12 protein-coding genes are annotated in these 15,886 nt (G+C 70.4%); 5 read left to right on the top strand and 7 right to left on the bottom strand.

Features of this window, described 5'->3' with window-relative positions; genetic code table 11:
- Nucleotides 1-5 precede the first annotated feature (5 nt).
- A complete protein-coding gene (locus IM767_RS10760; protein ID WP_422613774.1) occupies nt 6-1,412 on the top strand; it encodes an FAD-binding oxidoreductase in 1,407 nt (468 codons plus the stop codon).
- 106 nt (nt 1,413-1,518) lie between these two features.
- Here the strand turns inward: IM767_RS10760 and IM767_RS10755 are convergent, their stop codons facing one another.
- The 6 genes from IM767_RS10755 to IM767_RS10730 all read right to left on the bottom strand — a co-directional run bounded on the left by IM767_RS10755 (nt 1,519) and on the right by IM767_RS10730 (nt 7,889).
- Complete coding sequence (locus IM767_RS10755; RefSeq protein ID WP_109209818.1) at nt 1,519-2,298, bottom strand: glucosamine-6-phosphate deaminase; 780 nt, start codon at nt 2,296-2,298, stop codon at nt 1,519-1,521.
- Nucleotides 2,291-3,244, bottom strand: a complete 954-nt coding sequence (locus tag IM767_RS10750) for an ROK family protein (protein WP_109209817.1) — start codon at nt 3,242-3,244, stop codon at nt 2,291-2,293. Before IM767_RS10750 ends, IM767_RS10755 begins: the two co-directional genes overlap by 8 nt.
- 43 nt (nt 3,245-3,287) lie before the next feature.
- Entirely contained in the window at nt 3,288-4,202 is a 915-nt protein-coding gene (locus tag IM767_RS10745) for a carbohydrate ABC transporter permease (protein WP_109209816.1), read from the bottom strand.
- Nucleotides 4,202-5,182, bottom strand: coding sequence for a carbohydrate ABC transporter permease (locus tag IM767_RS10740; RefSeq protein ID WP_109209815.1), 981 nt, complete (start codon nt 5,180-5,182; stop codon nt 4,202-4,204). Before IM767_RS10740 ends, IM767_RS10745 begins: the two co-directional genes overlap by 1 nt.
- A gap of 76 nt (nt 5,183-5,258) precedes the next feature.
- Entirely contained in the window at nt 5,259-6,593 is a 1,335-nt protein-coding gene (locus IM767_RS10735; RefSeq protein WP_109209814.1) for an extracellular solute-binding protein, read from the bottom strand.
- A gap of 96 nt (nt 6,594-6,689) precedes the next feature.
- Complete coding sequence (locus IM767_RS10730) at nt 6,690-7,889, bottom strand: ROK family transcriptional regulator (protein ID WP_109209813.1); 1,200 nt, start codon at nt 7,887-7,889, stop codon at nt 6,690-6,692.
- Between the two features lie 229 nt (nt 7,890-8,118).
- Between IM767_RS10730 and IM767_RS10725 the strand changes: the two genes are divergently transcribed.
- The gene (locus tag IM767_RS10725) at nt 8,119-10,350 is read left to right on the top strand and encodes a L,D-transpeptidase family protein (protein ID WP_198425871.1); all 2,232 of its coding nucleotides are present in this window, start codon (nt 8,119-8,121) and stop codon (nt 10,348-10,350) included.
- Nucleotides 10,351-10,439: 89 nt separating this feature from the next.
- Here IM767_RS10725 and IM767_RS10720 read toward each other — a convergent pair whose 3' ends face one another.
- The gene (locus IM767_RS10720; protein ID WP_109209812.1) at nt 10,440-12,653 is read right to left on the bottom strand and encodes an NADP-dependent isocitrate dehydrogenase; all 2,214 of its coding nucleotides are present in this window, start codon (nt 12,651-12,653) and stop codon (nt 10,440-10,442) included.
- A gap of 148 nt (nt 12,654-12,801) precedes the next feature.
- Between IM767_RS10720 and IM767_RS10715 the strand changes: the two genes are divergently transcribed.
- The 3 genes from IM767_RS10715 (at nt 12,802) to IM767_RS10705 (ending at nt 15,689) form a co-directional block, all read left to right on the top strand.
- Entirely contained in the window at nt 12,802-13,254 is a 453-nt protein-coding gene (locus IM767_RS10715) for a GNAT family N-acetyltransferase (protein ID WP_109209811.1), read from the top strand.
- A 161-nt stretch (nt 13,255-13,415) separates the two neighbouring features.
- Nucleotides 13,416-14,384, top strand: a complete 969-nt coding sequence (locus IM767_RS10710) for an acetylxylan esterase (RefSeq protein WP_109209810.1) — start codon at nt 13,416-13,418, stop codon at nt 14,382-14,384.
- Nucleotides 14,385-14,582: 198 nt separating this feature from the next.
- A complete protein-coding gene (locus tag IM767_RS10705) occupies nt 14,583-15,689 on the top strand; it encodes a hypothetical protein (protein WP_162564247.1) in 1,107 nt (368 codons plus the stop codon).
- The last annotated feature ends 197 nt before the right edge of the window (nt 15,690-15,886 follow it).

Below are 15,886 nucleotides of genomic sequence, written 5' to 3'. Positions count from 1 at the left end.
GCATCGTGACCGGCACCGACGCCCTCTCGCTGCTGCGCGCTGCTCTCGGCGACCGCGTCGACACCGCCCCGGCCGCACTCGCGGCCGCGCGCGCCGACAAGTCGGGGCACGCGGCATCGGGTCAGCCCCTCGCCGTCGTGCACGCGCGCAGCGTCGACGACGTGCAGGAGACTCTGCGCATCGCGTCCCGCACCGGCACACCCGTCGTGACCCGCGGTGCGGGCACCGGCCTCGCCGGCGGCGCCAACGCCGGCACCGGTGAGATCGCACTCTCGGTGCGCGCCATGGATCGCATCCTCGAGGTGAGCCCCGACGACCTGCTCGCGGTGGTCGAGCCCGGTATCCTCAACGCCGACTTGAACACCGCCCTGGCTGCGCACGGCCTGTGGTGGGCGCCGGATCCCGCGAGCCGGGCGATCTCGACCGTGGGCGGCAACATCGCCACCGGCGCCGGCGGGCTGCTGTGCGCCAAGTACGGCGTCGTCCGCGACGCGGTGCTGGGCGTCGACCTCGTGCTCGCCGACGGCCGCCTGCTGCGGCTCGGCCACCGCACCGTGAAGGGCGTGACCGGTCTGGACCTCACCTCCCTCGTGATCGGGTCCGAGGGCACGCTCGGCGTCATCGTCGGCGCGACGCTGAAGCTGCGTCGCCTCGTGCCCGGCGAGGTGTGCACGATCGCCGCGACCTTCGCGGACGTACGCACGGCGGCCGAGGCATCCGCTGCGGTCACCGCCTCCGGCGCCCAGCCCGCGATCATGGAGCTGATGGATGCCGCGTCCCTCGCGGCGGTGCACGCGCTCCTGTCGCTGGACCCGCCGACGCCCGGCGCAGCGCAGCTCACGATCCAGACCGACGGTCCGGCGGCGGCCGTCGAGGCCGACGCGATCGCCGCCGTCCTGCGCACCGCCGGTGGGACCGTCGCCCTGTCCCACGACCGCGAGGAGGGCGAGCGACTGCTCGCGATCCGCCGGTCGATGCATCCGGCGATGGAGACGCTCGGCACCGCTCTGATCGAAGACGTCTCGGTGCCCCGCAGCGCCCTGCCGGCGATGTTCGACGAGATCGCCCGCGTCGAGCGCGAGCACGGCGTCGTCATCCCGACCGTCGCGCACGCGGGCGACGGCAACCTGCACCCGAACTTCATCTTCGACCCTTCGTCGGGCTCGGGGGGCGGGGTGGACGAGTTCGGCGTGGCCGAAGCGCCGGATCACATCTGGGCGGCGGCGGACGACCTGTTCCGCGCCGCGCTGCGCCTGGGCGGCACCCTCACCGGCGAGCACGGCGTGGGAGTCCTCAAGCGCCGCTGGCTCGCCGACGAGCTCGGCGACGACCAGTGGCAGCTGCAGCGCGACATCACCCGCGTCTTCGACCCGCAGGGCATCCTCAACCCCGGCAAGGTCTTCGCCCACTGAGCCGCAGCATCCGTTCTCCAAGGCAGGAGATTCGACGCACGCAGGACGATCCGAGACGAAAAGTCCTGCTTCCGCCGGATCTCCTGATCTCGCCGACGGGTCGAAGTCAGATGCCCTGCCAGTCGGGCTTGTTGTCGTACGCGTAGCGGTAGTAGCCGGCGCGCTTGAGCTGCGAGGCCGCGGCCTCGTCGACGACGACCGTCGCGCGGGCGTGAAGCTGGATCGCCGACCCGGGCAGGGAGGCCGACAAGGGTCCTTCGACAGCGCCCGCGACAGCGGCCGCCTTGCCCTCGCCGAACGCGAGCAGCACGAGGTGGCGCGCACGCAGGATCGTTCCGAGTCCCTGCGTGATGCAGTGCATCGGCACGTCGTCGATCGAGTCGAAGAACCGCGCGTTGTCGCGACGCGTCTGCTCGGTGAGCGTCTTGACGCGGGTCTGCGAGGCGAACGACGACCCGGGCTCGTTGAAGCCGATGTGGCCGTCGGTGCCGATGCCGAGGATCTGCAGGTCGATGCCGCCTGCTTCGAGGATCGCCTCCTCGTAGTCCTGGCCGTGGTGCTCGATGCCTTCGGGCGTACCGTCCGGCGTGCGGATCAGCGACGGGTTGAGACCCAGCGGCTCCACGACCTCGCGCGTGATCACCGATCGGTAGCTCTCGGGGTGCGCGGGATCGATGCCGACGTATTCGTCCAGCGCGAAGCCCCGCACGGCCGACACGTCCACTCCCTCCAGCCGCGGGCGCAGCGCCTCGTAGACCGGCAGCGGGGTCGAGCCCGTCGCGAGACCGAGGACCGTCTCGGGGTTCTCGCGGATGAGCGCCGCGATGTGATCGGCGACGAGCGCGCCGGCCGCCTGCTTGTCTCGGACGATGACGATCTCAGCCATGGACCAGGGCCTCCTCGGTGTCGTGTGTGGCATCGCCCTCGGCACCCACCAGCGCGGCACCGAGCGCGGCGGCCGGCGAACCCGGCGGCAGCAGCTCGACCCGCTCGGCGAGGTGCAGCGAACGCATGAAGGGTGACGCCTCGGCGCTGGCCGACAGCTCGGCTGCGACATCCGTCATCAGTCGATCGCCCAACGCCGTCACACCCCCTCCGAGGACCACGATATCGACGTCGGCCGTCAGCACCAGCACCCTGATCGCCGCCGCCACGCCGCGGGCGAGTCCCGCCCGCAGTTCTCGAGCCTCGGGATCGCCCGCGTCGGCGGCGTCGAACACGTCGCGCACCGGCAGAGCCGATCGGCGTCCCCACCTCTCGGCGATCGCTCCCCCGCCCGCGAAGGCCTCGATGCATCCGCGCTGACCGCAGCGGCACAGCGGGCCGCGCGGATCGACCGAGATGTGGCCGACCTCGCCGGCCGTGCCGCGGGCGCCGCGCCACAGCTCGCCGTCCGACACGATGCCCGCGGCGATGCCTGTGCCGAGGTTCAGGTACGCCATGGAGCCCGGTGCCGGCGCTCCGCCGTTCGTGTGCAGCGCGTGGGCGCCCAGAGCGGCGGCCTTGACGTCGTTCTCCACCTGCACCGGCACGCCGAGCCGCGGGGCCACCGCCGACGCCAGGTCGAGCTCTTCGACGCCGAGGTTCACCGCGTGCACGACGCGGCCGCTTCCCGGCTCGATCTGGCCGGGGATGCCGACGCCGACCGATCGCACACGTGAGAGGTCGACGCCGGCCTCGGCGCCGAGCGCACGCACGGCGTCGACGACCGTCTGTGCCACGGCATCCGGTCCCCATCCGGTGGCCATGCGGATGCGGCCTGCGATCCCGCCCGCGGAGTCGACCGCGACGGCGTCGGTCTTGGTCCCGCCGATGTCGAGCCCGACCTTCATCGGCCGACCTCCCCGCGGGAGGTCGTGTCGTGGTGAACCCGCATCAGCCCTTGACCGCCCCCGCGACGAGTCCGCTGGTCATGCGGCCCTGCACGATCACGAAGAAGACGATGACGGGAATCGCCACGATGGTCGACGCGGCCATCACCTCGCCCCAGTCGATCGCCCGGCTCGCGCTCTGCTGCACGAACCCGCGCAGCCACAGCGGCAGCGTCTGGTTCTCGGCGTTCATGATCACCAGGGCGACGGTGAACTCGTTCCAGCACTGCAGGAAGGCGAACACGCCGGATGCCACGAGCCCGGGTGCCAGCAGCGGCAGGGTGATCCGCATGAAGGCTTGGGTGCGGCTGAGGCCGTCGACCATCGCCGCCTCTTCGAGCTCGGCCGGCACGCCGGTGACGAAGCCGCGGAGCATCCACACCGTGAACGGGACCACGGCCGCGATGTACAGGAGGCTCAGGCCCAGGACGTTCGAGAGCAGACCGAGCTCGCTCATCATCTTGTACTGCGCGATGAAGAGGCCCTCGGCGGGAAGCATCTGGATGATGAGGATGGCCAGCACGAACGAGGTGCGACCCCGGAAGCGGAACCGGCTGATCGCGACCGACGCGAGGAACGCGAACAGCAGGCAGAAGAAGACCGCGATGATCGTCACCGACAGGCTGATCCCGAGGGCGCTGAGGAAGCTGCCGTCGATCACACCGCGGTAGTTGGCCAGCGATCCGCCGAACGGCAGGAACGTGGGGGTGAAGGACTCGAGCGTCGCCGACGAGAGCATCGACGAGTTGACCATCCAGTAGACGGGGAACACCCAGATCACCGAGACGAGGATCGCGAGGATGCTCCAGCCCCAGGTCGCCCCGCGGCCGCGGCGACGACGCTTCGGCGTGACGACGGCGCGGGAGGCTTCCGGCCGGGACGGCGCCGGAGTGGGCGCGAGCTGTGCGGACGCGGACATCAGACCTGGTCCTCCTTCAGAAGACTGCGGATGTAGAACCAGCTGAGGACGATGGTGAGGGCGAGCACGAAGATCGCCATCGCTGCGCCCTGCCCGAAGTTCAGGCCCGCGACGCCCATCTTGTAGATGTACGTGCCCAGCAGGTCGTAGTCGCTCGAGTTCGAACCGGCGTCCTGCAGCATCGTGATCTGCGTGAAAACGCGGAGGTCCCAGATGAGGTTGAGCAGCAGCACGATCATGATGACCGGCCGGATGATCGGGAGCACGATGAACCGCAGGCGCTGCCAGCCGGTGGCACCGTCGAGCTGGCTCGCCTCGACCATCTCCGTGGACACCTGGGTGAGACCCGCGTAGGCCGAGAACGCGACGAAGGGCACCGACATCCAGGTCACGATCACAGAGGCGACGATGAAGAACACGAACGGGTCGCCGCCGATCCAGTTGAACTGGTTCATCTCGACGCCGGGGATGAGGTCGAGGAGGTAGTTCACGACGCCGCGGCGGCGGTCGAACAGCCAGATCCAGACCGTCATGGCCGCCACGACGGGCATCGCCCACGCCAGCAGCAGCGAGATCTGGAGGGTGATGCGCACGCCCGAGGGGACGCGCGTCATGAGCAGCGCCAGGGCCATGCCGATCACCACGGTGACGAACGCGGTGACGATGCAGAAGATCACCGACCGCACCGCGACCTCCCAGAACGTGGGGCTCGTCGCGACGGCGATGTAGTTCTCGAGGCCGACGAAGTCGGGGGCCTTGCCGCCCAACTGCTGCATCGCACCGTACTTCTGGAACGACGTGATGACCTGCCACACGACCGGGTAGCCCATGCCGAACAGCAGGATGGCGATCGCGGGGATCAGCAGGAAGTAGGGGACGGGCGAGCGACGCCGGGCGCCGACGGATCCGTCGGCCGGGGCCTCGCGCCCGGCGCGGGGCTTGCCGCTCGTCTTGAGCGTGGTGGGGGCGGCGACCGCCATGCCCGCCTCCTTAGGGGGTCTCGCAGGGGACCGGGGTCGCGGACGCGTGTCCGCGACCCCGGAGGGCTGAACGGTGTCAGCCGTTGATGATGGCGTCGATCTTCTCGTCGTACTCCTCGGCGAGCGCGGGGATGTCGCCGCCCGACGCGACCTTGCCGAAGAACTCCTCGAGGATCTTCTGGCCCTCCACCGCCGCCCAGCCCGGCGCGGCCGGGGTGAGCTTGGAGTTCAGCGCCGATTCGATGAGCGCCGAGGCGAAGATGTCATCGCCGAGGGAGTCGACGAACTCGGTGTTCGCCGGGCCGAGGCCGTTCTGGCCGAGCATCTGCTGGTACTCGTCGGAGAAGATGATGCGCAGCAGCTCCTTGGCGCCCGCCTGGTTCTCGCTCTTGGCCGAGATGCCGATGTTCGAGCCGCCGGCGAAGACCGGGGCGGCCTCGCCCTCGGTCGTGCCCGGGAGCGGGAAGACGCCGAACGTGTCGTCGTTCCACTCGCGCACCTCGGTCACGGTGCCGTCGTCGGCGGTCTTCTCCTCGACGAAGTCGCCGATCGACCAGTGCGCCCAGCCGGGTGCGATGATCGTGGCCGCCGTCGGCGGGTTGCCGGTCTTGTCGTTGTTGATGTTGACCCAGGGCGTGCTGTCGTCCTCGGTGGCCGGCGCGTTCGAGGCGTTCTGGAACAGGTCCTGGAACTGCTCGAGACCCGCGATGGTCTTCTCGTCGCTGAGCGTCGAGACCCAGTTGTCGCCGTCCTTCTCGGCGAGCTCGCCGCCGTTCGCGAAGATCCACGAGACGCCGTTGCGCCAGTCCTCGCCGCCGATGTAGAAGCCCGACTGGTCGGCCGTGCGCAGCGTCTTGACATCCTCGTTGAACTGCTCGAGGGTCGTGGGCACGTCCAGGCCCGCCGCCTCCCAGATGTCCTTGCGGTAGGTGATGTAGCGCGAGCCGAAGTAGTACGGCAGCGCGTACTGCGCGTCGTCGACCGTGCCGACGTCGACGAACGACTGGAGCAGGTCGGAGCCGCCCAGCTCGTCGTAGATGCCGCTGAGGTCGCTGAACGCGCCCGCCGTCGTGAAGGTCGGCGACCAGGTGTTGCCGATCTCGGTGACGTCGGGGGTGTTCTTCGCGTCGGGGAGCTGGTTGGCCAGCTTCGTCAGCGCGTCGCCCCAGGACTGCTCCTCGATGGTGAGGGTGCCGCCGGTGGCCGCCTTGTACTCGTCCTTCAGGTACTCGCGCAGCTCGTCGGGGGTGTCACCGCCCATGACCCAGAACGTGATGTTCTGGTCCTTGGCGCCTTCGGGGTCGAACCCCGAGGCGTCGTCCGATCCGCTGGACGAGTTCCCGCCGGCGCAGCCGGCGAGCACCAGTGCCGAGGCGCCGATGAGCGCCACGGCTCCGAGCGTCTTCTTCATGGTGTCTTCCTTCGTGTTCTCTTGGTGTCGGCTGGGCCGGGCGACCCATCCGGGGGGAATCGGGGTTCCGGGGCGACCCCGGCTGGCAGTGCTGTGTCAGGACACCCCGAGCTGGCCTGACAGGACCATGACGGCCGCGCCGCGCAGGACGATGTCCTGGCCTTGCTCCGTCATCCGCACTCGCACGCCGTCGTCGTGCGACGGGGCCAGCGTGCGTGCGCGGAGTGTCTCGACGGTCTGATCCGCGAGGGACCCGCCGAGGAGTTCGGGTGGGCCGGAGATCACGATCTCCGACAGGTCGAGCGCACCCACGACCGGGGCCAGCGCGATGCCGAGCCGCTCCCCCGCGTCGCGGAGGATGCCTTCGTGCGCGGCGGGGTCGGTGGCCGCCTGGAGCCGCGAGGTGAGCGACGGGACCGACAGCCAAGCCTCGAGGCAGCCCACCTTGCCGCATGCGCACTGCGGACCGCCGTCCGTGCCGACGGTGACGTGACCGATCTCGCCCGCGGCGAAGCGGCTGCCGCGCATGGGCTGGCCGGCCAGGAGCAGTCCGGAGCCGACGCCTCGGCCGACTTTGACCAGCAGCACATCGTCGGGCGCGCCGCCGAAGGTGTACTCGGCGAGCACGGCCGCATTGGCGTCGTTCGCGACGAGGACCGGGAGCCCGAGCGCACCGCGCAGGGCGCCCTCGAGGTCGAAGCCGGCCCAGCCGAAGTTCGGCGCGGTGAGGATCACGCCGTGGTCGTCGACCACACCGGGTGTTCCGACCCCGATGCCCAGGACAGGGGCGTGCGCCTCGTCCACGAGCCCACGTGCGAGGTCGACCACGGTGTTGACGACGTCCTCGTCGGCGGGGAGGGCGACCTCACGGCGCGCGACGATGCTGCCGTCGAGGGTGAGCACGGCGCCGATGAAGGTGTCGCTGCCCGACAGGTCGAGGCCGATGATGCGGTGACCGGCGTGGTCGAGGTCGACCAGGATCGCCGGCTTGCCGGGGCCGGACGCCTCGCGCACGCCCATTTCGGCGACGAATCCGTCGGCGATGAGCTCGGCGACGAGGTCGGAGATGGTGACGCGCGTCAGGCCGGTCTCGCGCGACAGGTCGGCCCGGCTCATCGCGCCCTGGTGGAACAGGGTCTGCAGCACGAGCGAGCGGTTGTGCCCGCGCGCATGCTCGGGCAGCACCTTCGCTCCCTGCCGCAGGGTGCGGCCGGGAGCGAATGCGCGAGGGCTCGCGGGGGAACTCGGCGGCGCGTCGATACTGGAAGGGCCGCGCTGCGCTTCCGTGTTGGGCATGTTTGTTAGTAGACCTTACGAACTAACATTTCGCAAGCCCGCGGGCGAATTTGATCGGATGCTTTACAAAACCGTGACCTGGCACGCGTGACCAGGCGACGCAAGGGATCGCGCTTTCGCGGCGTGACCGGCGATTCATCCGTGATCGGCCCGTGACCAACACCCAGGTTCTGGTCGCCTACCATAAGGGGAAGCGTTGATCACAGTCGGGGGTGAAGGCGTGACAGATTTGGCGACCACGTCAAAGGGCGCACAGGCGTCTGCTGGGGACGCCGTCGAGGCCGAACAGGTCATCGACGGCGAAGCGTCGGCGACGGCGGAAACGACCGGGCCCGGCGAGGCCCGGGCGGCGGATTCCGTCGAGGAGACGGATGCCGCGACCGCGGCGGATGCCGAGACGGAAGACTCCGTCGCGCCCGCCGACGACGCGGATGACTCCCCCGCCGACGACGCCGATGATGCGGAGGCTGAGGCCGAGGACACGCCGGAAGCCGCTGTCGAGGAGCCAGAGGCCGACGCGGAGGAGCCGGAGGCCGCCGAGGAGCCGGAGGCGGCTGCCGAGGAACCGGAGGTCACCGAGGAGCCTCAGGCCGCCGCGGGCGAAGAGCCGCAGCCCGTCGACGACGGAGAGCCGGAGGCAGAGGCCGAGGACGTGACCGACGCAGAAGCCGTCGAGCTCGAGTCGGCCAGCACCGAAGAAGCCGTCGATCTCGAGCCGGAGGCAGAAGCGCCTGCAGCCGATCGTGTCGAGCCCGAGCCGGTGGCCGCCGAAGCAGAGGCCGCCGAGGCCGAGGCCGCGGAGCCCGCGGCTGAGCCCGAGACAGCGGCGCAGCCCGAGACAGAAGCAGAGCCCGAGGCAGAGGCAGACGCCGACGCCGAGGCCGTCGCGGCGATCGACACCGAGGCTCCGGCCGATCACGAGGACCCCGACAGCATCGACGACGCCACCGTCGCCGTCCCGACCGCGGTGCTCGCCCCCGCCGCCGCGACCGCGGTCGCGCCGGTGCAGACGCCCGCCGCCGCCGACCAGACCGCCGACACCCCCGCCACTCCCGCGACCGCCCCCGCCGACGGATCCGGCGTCTTCGCGTGGGCGCCGGCTGAGCCGAAGCCCAACAAGAAGCGCACCGCGATCTGGATCGGCGCCGCCGCCGGGGTGGCCGTCGTGGGGCTCGTGGTTTCCTCTCTCATGCTCATCGCGCCGGGCACGACCGTGGCCGGCGTTCCGGTCGGCTGGCACACGCCGGGCGCGGCGGCCGAGGCGATCGAACAGCGTCTCGCTGAGACCACCGTCGTGCTGACCGGTGCGGGCGAGGACGCCGAGATCACCGGCGCCGAGCTGGGCGCCGCCGTCGACGCGCAGGCTCTCGCCGACGCCGCGTTCGAGCAGCACCCGATGTGGAACCCGACGGCGTGGTTCGCCGCGACTGACGCAGAGGTGGAGCTCGACCCCGCCGCGGCGACCGAGGCGCTCCGCAACGCCGCTCCCCAGCTCTACACGGACCCCGTGGACGCGACGCTCGCGTTCGACGCGGCGACGGCGAGCTACGTGACGACTCCGGCGGTTCCCGGAGCCGGCGTCGACGTGGCCACCGTTCAGGCTGCCATCCAGGCCGCCTTCGAGGCGGGCGAGAGCCGCGTCGAGGTGGAGCCTGTCCCGGCCGAGATCCCCGCCGACATCTCCACGGAGACGGCCGATGCCACCGTGACGCAGCTGAACGGCATGCTCGACGGCGTCGGCTTCTACGTCGGCGAAGAGCGCACCGTGCCGGTCGACCGGGCGGTCGCGGCATCCTGGCTCTCCGTCACCCCCGACGGCGACGCCTTCGCCATCACCGCCGACACCGCCGCGATCCAGGGCGCCGTCGACGGGCTGGCGGCGGCCGTCAACCGGCCGGTGGAGAACGGCCGGGTCATCACGAACTCGTCGGGCGCGGTGCTCCGCGAAGAGGCGCCGGGCGTGTCCGGGCGCGAGCTCGGCGACACCTCGACGCTGGCCGCCGACTTCAGCGCGCAGCTGGCGACGGGTGACGCGGCCATGCAGGTGCCGGTGACGGTGGTCGAGCCGGTCATCACGACCCTGGCCCGCACGATCGAGGTCGACCTGTCCGCGCAGACGGCGCACCTGTTCGAGAACGGCAACCTCGTCCGGTCCTACACGATCTCTTCGGGGCGCGACGCCACCCCGACCCCGACCGGGCGATTCACCGTGAACGCCTACACCCGCATCCAGGACATGGGCGCGCTGTGCTACAACCCGTCCGCCGTGAACAGCTACTGCACCGAGGACGTGCCGTGGATCACGTGGTTCGCGCCCGACATCGCCTTCCACGGCGCCTCGGCGTTCCGCTCGTCGCTCGGCTTCCAGCAGAGCCACGGCTGCGTCAACATGTGGGACGCCGACGCGAAGTTCGTCTACGACTGGACCGCCCGTGGCACCGAGGTGTGGGTCCACGCCTGACCGGCGGACACAGCGACGCCTCGCCGCACGACCGATGAGAAGAGCGGATGCCCCAGGCCGGGGCATCCGCTCTTCTCCGTGTCTTCGGCTTACAGGTTGTCGATGACCCCGTTGAAGGTCGCCGACGGGCGCATGACGCCCTCGACCAGCGCGGCGTCGGGGCGGTAGTAGCCGCCGATCTCGACGGGCGCACCCTGGACGGCGAGCAGCTCGTCGACGATCTGCTGCTCTTTCGCCGCGAGGCTCTCGGCCACGGGCGCGAACGCCGCCGCCAGCTGGGGGTCGGCCTGCTGCTTCGCAAGCTCCTGCGTCCAGTACAGCGCGAGGTAGAAGTGGCTGCCGCGGTTGTCGATGGTGCCGAGGGCGCGGCCCGGCGACTTGTCGTTCTCGAGGAACGTGCCGGTCGCGGCATCCAGCGTGTCGGCCAGCACCTGCGCCTTGACGTTGCCGGCGAAGTCGGCCAGGTGCTCGAGCGAGGCCGCCAGAGCGAAGAACTCGCCCAGCGAGTCCCAGCGCAGGTAGTCCTCGGCGAGGAGCTGCTGCACGTGCTTGGGGGCCGAGCCGCCGGCACCGGTCTCGAACAGGCCACCGCCCGCGAGGAGCGGCACGATCGAGAGCATCTTGGCGCTCGTGCCGACCTCGAGGATCGGGAACAGGTCGGTGAGGTAGTCGCGCAGGACGTTGCCGGTCACCGAGATGGTGTCCTCGCCCTTGCGCAGGCGGTCGAGCGAGTACTGCGTCGCCTGCGCCGGGGCCAGGATCTCGATGGTGAGGCCCTCGGTGTCGTGCTCCTCCAGGTACTCGCGCACCTTGGCGATGAGCGCCGCGTCGTGCGAGCGGTTCTCGTCGAGCCAGAACACCGCGGGGGCGCCGGTGGCGCGGGCGCGGCTGACCGCGAGCTTCACCCAGTCGCGGATGGCGACGTCCTTGGTCTGCGTCGCGCGCCACACGTCGCCCGGCTGCACGACGTGCTCGAGGAGCACGTCGCCCGCCTGGTTCAGCACCTGCACGGTGCCGGCAGCGGCGATCTCGAACGTCTTGTCGTGGCTGCCGTACTCTTCGGCGGCCTGAGCCATGAGGCCGACATTGGGGACGGTGCCGATCGCGGCGGGGTCGAGCGGGCCATGGGCCACGACGTCGTCGATCACGGTCTGGTAGACGCTCGCGTACGACGAGTCGGGGATCACGGCGAGCGTGTCGGCCTCGCCGCCGTCGGCGCCCCACAGCTTGCCGCCGTTGCGGATGAGCGCCGGCATGGAGGCGTCGACGATCACGTCGGAGGGGACGTGCAGGTTGGTGATGCCCTTGTCGGAGTTGACGTACGACAGACGCGGGCTGTCGGTCGCCTCGGCGAACGCCGCGGCGATCTCCTCGCCGCCGTCGATCTCGGCCAGGCCCGCGAGGATCGCGCCGAGGCCGTCGTTCGGGGTGAGACCGGCCTCGGCGATCTTGTCGCCGAACCGGTCGAACACGTCGGCGTAGTACGCCTTCACGACGTGGCCGAAGATGATGGGGTCGCTGACCTTCATCATCGTGGCCTTCAGGTGAACCGAGTAGAGGACGTCCTCGGCCTTCGCGGTCTCGACCGTCTCGGCGAGGAATGCGTCGAGCGCGGCGGCCGAGAGGAACGTGGCGTCCACGATCTCGCCCGGGAGCACCTTGACGCCGGTCTTCAGAGACGTGACGGTGCCGTCCTGGGCGACGTGCTGGATCGAGAGCACGTCGTCGGACGGGATGACCGTGGTCTTCTCGTTCGACTTGAAGTCGTCGTGGCCGAGCGTGGCGACCCGCGTCTTCGATCCCTCGGCGAACGCCTTGTTGCGGTGCGGGTGCTTGCGGGCGTAGTTCTTCACCGACAGCGGCGCGCGGCGGTCGCTGTTGCCCTCGCGGAGGACCGGGTTCACCGCCGAGCCCTTGATGCGGTCGTAGCGCGCGCGGACGTCCTTCTCTTCGAGGGACTCGGCCTCGTCGGGGTAGTCCGGGATGTCGTAGCCCTGCGCCTGCAGCTCGGCGATCGCGGCCTTCAGCTGCGGGATCGAGGCCGAGATGTTGGGCAGCTTGATGATGTTGGCCTCGGGGAGGGTCGCGAGACCGCCGAGCTCGGCGAGCGCGTCGCCCACCTGCTGCTCGGGCGTGAGGTTCTGCGGGAACGCCGCGAGGATGCGCCCCGCCAGCGAGATGTCGCGCGTCTCGACGTCCACCCCCGCCTGGCGGGTGACGGCCTGCACGATCGGCAGGAACGATGCGGTCGCGAGAGCCGGGGCCTCGTCGGTGTAGGTGTAGATGATGGTCGAGTCGGTCACCAGTCACGTCCTTCTTGCGGGTCAGCCGTCAGCCTATCGCAAGCCCGTCCGAGATATCTCGACGTCAAGATAGTTGGGCGTATGAACACCGTGTTAATCCGTCACCGGCACGATGCTGGATGTCGCCATACCCACTAGCCTGGGGCCCATGGCTGATCTGCGACTCGTCGAACTGTCCGCCGCGACCATCGTGGCGGTCAACAATATGTCGCTGAAGCCCGGCCAGGAGGAGTACCTCTCGCCGGTCAGCTACGGCATCGCGGCGACCGTCGTGAACCCCCAGACGACGTGGCAGCGGGTTGTGCTCGACGGCGAAGAGGTCGTCGCCTTCGTGAGCGGCAACTTCGACCCGGAAGACCCGCAGGAGCACTTCCGCTCGGTGCTGTGGCGCATCAACGTCGATGCCGACGACCAGGGCCGCGGCGTCGGCCGTTTCGCGGTGGAGGGGCTGCTCGAAGAGGCCCGCAACCGCGGCATGGACCACGTCAGCGTCATCTACGAAGCCGGCGAGGGGGGTCCGCAGGCATTCTTCGAGCGTGTGGGCTTCACACCGGTCGGCGAGACCGAGTACGGTGAGGTCATCGCAGAGTTCCGGCTCTGAGCGAGTACCCGCACCACAGACCCGCAGCATCACCCGCACCGCGCCTTCCGGCGCTCCAGAGACCGGCGGCGGGGCCTCGAATACCCCTCCCCCATCGAGGCCTCGTCGCCCTCTTCTTTGCCGCGTCGAACCGCTTGCATCCGAGACGCTAGGCTCGCCCCGTGCCGAGATTCGACCTGTCTCCCGCCGACCTCGAGACCTACGCTCCCGACGTCCGCGAACCCGCTGATTTCGACGCCTTCTGGGCCGACACCATCGCCGAGGCCCGGCGGTGGGATGCCGCACCCGAGCTCGTGCGCACGGACAGCCCGTTGACCCTCGTCGACGTCTTCGACGTCACGTTCCCGGGGTTCGGCGGCGATCCGGTCAAGGCCTGGCTCACCCTGCCGGCGGGCGCCGAGGGCCCGCTCCCCGCGGTCGTGGAGTACCAGGGCTATGGCGGCGGCCGCGGTCTCGCCGGCGAACGGCTCGGCTGGGCGGCCGCCGGCCACGCGCACCTGTTCATGGACACGCGCGGTCAGGGCTCGATGTGGGGATCGGGCGGCGACACGCTCGATCCCCACGGCACCGGTCCCTCGTCGTCCGGGTTCATGACCCGCGGCATCGAGGACCCGGCCACGTACTACTACCGCCGCGTGTTCACCGACGCCGTGCGCGCCGTCGATGCGATCCGGACGCTGCCGCAGGTCGACGCCGACCGGGTGGCGGTGTGCGGCGCGAGCCAGGGCGGCGGCATCGCGATCGCCGCGGCCGGCCTCTCGGACGGGATCGTCGCCGTCATGCCCGACGTGCCGTTCCTGTGTCACTTCGAGCGGGCGATCGGCCTCACCGGCGACGACCCCTATCAGGAGGTGGTGCGCTATCTCGCGGTGCACCGCGGCCGCGACGAGCGCGTGTTCGAGACCCTCTCCTACTTCGACGGCGTCAACATGGCCAAGCGGGCGGATGCCGCGGCGCTGTACTCCGTCGCCCTCATGGACACCATCTGCCCACCGTCGACCGTCTACGCGGCCTTCAACCGGCACTCCACCGCGACGAAGCAGATCGAGGTGTACACCCACAACGGCCACGAGGGCGGTCAGGCGTTCCAATTCCCCAAGCAGGCCCGTTTCTTCGCCTCGCTCCTCTGAGCATCACCTCGCGCCCGCGCTGCGCCGCGCGAGCCGGTGTCGCCTTCCGGCCACTCAGGTGTCACGACACGCCGACACCCCACCCGCCATCCCACCCTTCGTGACCCTCGAACCACCCGGCCGGCCGCTCAGGTGTCACGACACGCGGCGACCTCGGCGAGGACGTCGCTTTTCCTGACACATCTTGGGCCGGGTGGGATGCCTCGCCGCGAGGCTTCTCCCCATCGCGACGCTGAGTGCACCTTTCCACCGAACGGGCAGCGCCCCGTCCGGCGGGGGCGGCAGAGCGTGCAGTGTCGACCCATGCCGCGGCATCCGTCCCCACTCCCTTCGGAACTCGGCGACGTTTTCTCCGTCGCCGACGCGCTCGGGGCCGGCGTTTCGCGGAACCGCCTGCGCGCGAAGGACGTGGAGGCCCCGTTCCACGGCACGCGCGTGAAGGTCGCGCTTGTCGATTCCGCCGCGGCGCCAGCCGCCGCTGCCCCGCCGTCACGGTGGGAGCTCGCGCGCCGCGCCGAGGCGCAGAGGGCCGCGGCGTTCGGCACGGTGATGACACCCCCGATGTTCCTCGCCGGGCGGACCGCGGCAGTGCTGCAGGGCGGCGCAATAGACCCGGGGCCCGACCTCGTCGTCGGAGTGTTCGCGCCCTCGCGAGCGCCAAGGCATGCCGGCGTCCGGGGCATCAAGGTCTCCCCGACGCTCGCGCACGTCCATACGCACAACGGATTGCGGATGACGACCCCAGCAACGACCTGGGCGATGCTCGCCGGCGAACTCACGGTGCGCGAGCTGGTGGTTCTCGGCGATTCCATCGTGCGCGTGCCCCGCGATGATCGCGGAGTGCTGCAGCACCACCGGGCCCTCGCCGGCATCGAGCAGCTCCACCGCGCCACTCACGCCGGGCGGCGTGCAGGTGTGGGCAAGCTCAGAGAGGCACTCCCCCTGATCCGGGTCGGCAGCGCCTCGTCGCTTGAGACCGAGTTCCGGCTCGACACCATGGCGGCGGGCCTGCCCGATCCCGAACTCGATGTCGAGATCCGCGACCGGCGGGGAGGGCTCCTGGGCATCTCCGAGGTCGTGTATCGGGCCGCCAAGGTGGTGGTGGAGATCGAGGGTGACCACCATCGCACCGACCGCGTGCAGTGGAACCGCGATATCGACAAGTACATCGCGTACGCCGCCGCGGGTTGGGAGGTCGTGCGGCTCACCTCCGCGCACATCCGCGGGGACCGCCCCAGGGCGGCAGAGATCGTGCGAGCCGCACTCCTCCGCCGCGGCTGGGAGCCCGCGCTCTCTCTGCCCTGACCTCGCGTCGTGACGCCCGAATCGCCGTGCCCAGGGGGACGTCCCTCGGCCTGGTCGCTCAGGTGGCACGACTCGCGGGTGAGTCCCATAGCGTGGTGTCACTTCCCGCGGGGTCCTCGGCGTCGTAGACGTTGATGGGCCATCGTGGGAACCCAGCTGTTTCCGCCAAGAAGCAAGAAGAGTGATCCCACGATGAC

It is taken from the genome of Microbacterium ureisolvens (assembly GCF_015278315.1).
GTDB lineage: Bacteria > Actinomycetota > Actinomycetes > Actinomycetales > Microbacteriaceae > Microbacterium > Microbacterium ureisolvens.
Note: the sequence above shows the minus strand (reverse complement) of the source record. Positions and strands in the feature narration are given on the sequence as shown.

Bases quoted from the DNA above. Each gene is read 5' to 3' on its own strand.
- IM767_RS10755 (WP_109209818.1), bottom strand. From the start codon at position 2,298: ATGGCTGAGATCGTCATCGTCCGAGACAAGCAGGCGGCCGGCGCGCTC.
- IM767_RS10750 (WP_109209817.1), bottom strand. From the start codon at position 3,244: ATGAAGGTCGGGCTCGACATCGGCGGGACCAAGACCGACGCCGTCGCG.
- IM767_RS10745 (WP_109209816.1), bottom strand. From the start codon at position 4,202: ATGTCCGCGTCCGCACAGCTCGCGCCCACTCCGGCGCCGTCCCGGCCG.
- IM767_RS10740 (WP_109209815.1), bottom strand. From the start codon at position 5,182: ATGGCGGTCGCCGCCCCCACCACGCTCAAGACGAGCGGCAAGCCCCGC.
- IM767_RS10735 (WP_109209814.1), bottom strand. From the start codon at position 6,593: ATGAAGAAGACGCTCGGAGCCGTGGCGCTCATCGGCGCCTCGGCACTG.
- IM767_RS10730 (WP_109209813.1), bottom strand. From the start codon at position 7,889: ATGCCCAACACGGAAGCGCAGCGCGGCCCTTCCAGTATCGACGCGCCG.
- IM767_RS10715 (WP_109209811.1), top strand. From the start codon at position 12,802: ATGGCTGATCTGCGACTCGTCGAACTGTCCGCCGCGACCATCGTGGCG.
- IM767_RS10705 (WP_162564247.1), top strand. From the start codon at position 14,583: ATGCCTCGCCGCGAGGCTTCTCCCCATCGCGACGCTGAGTGCACCTTT.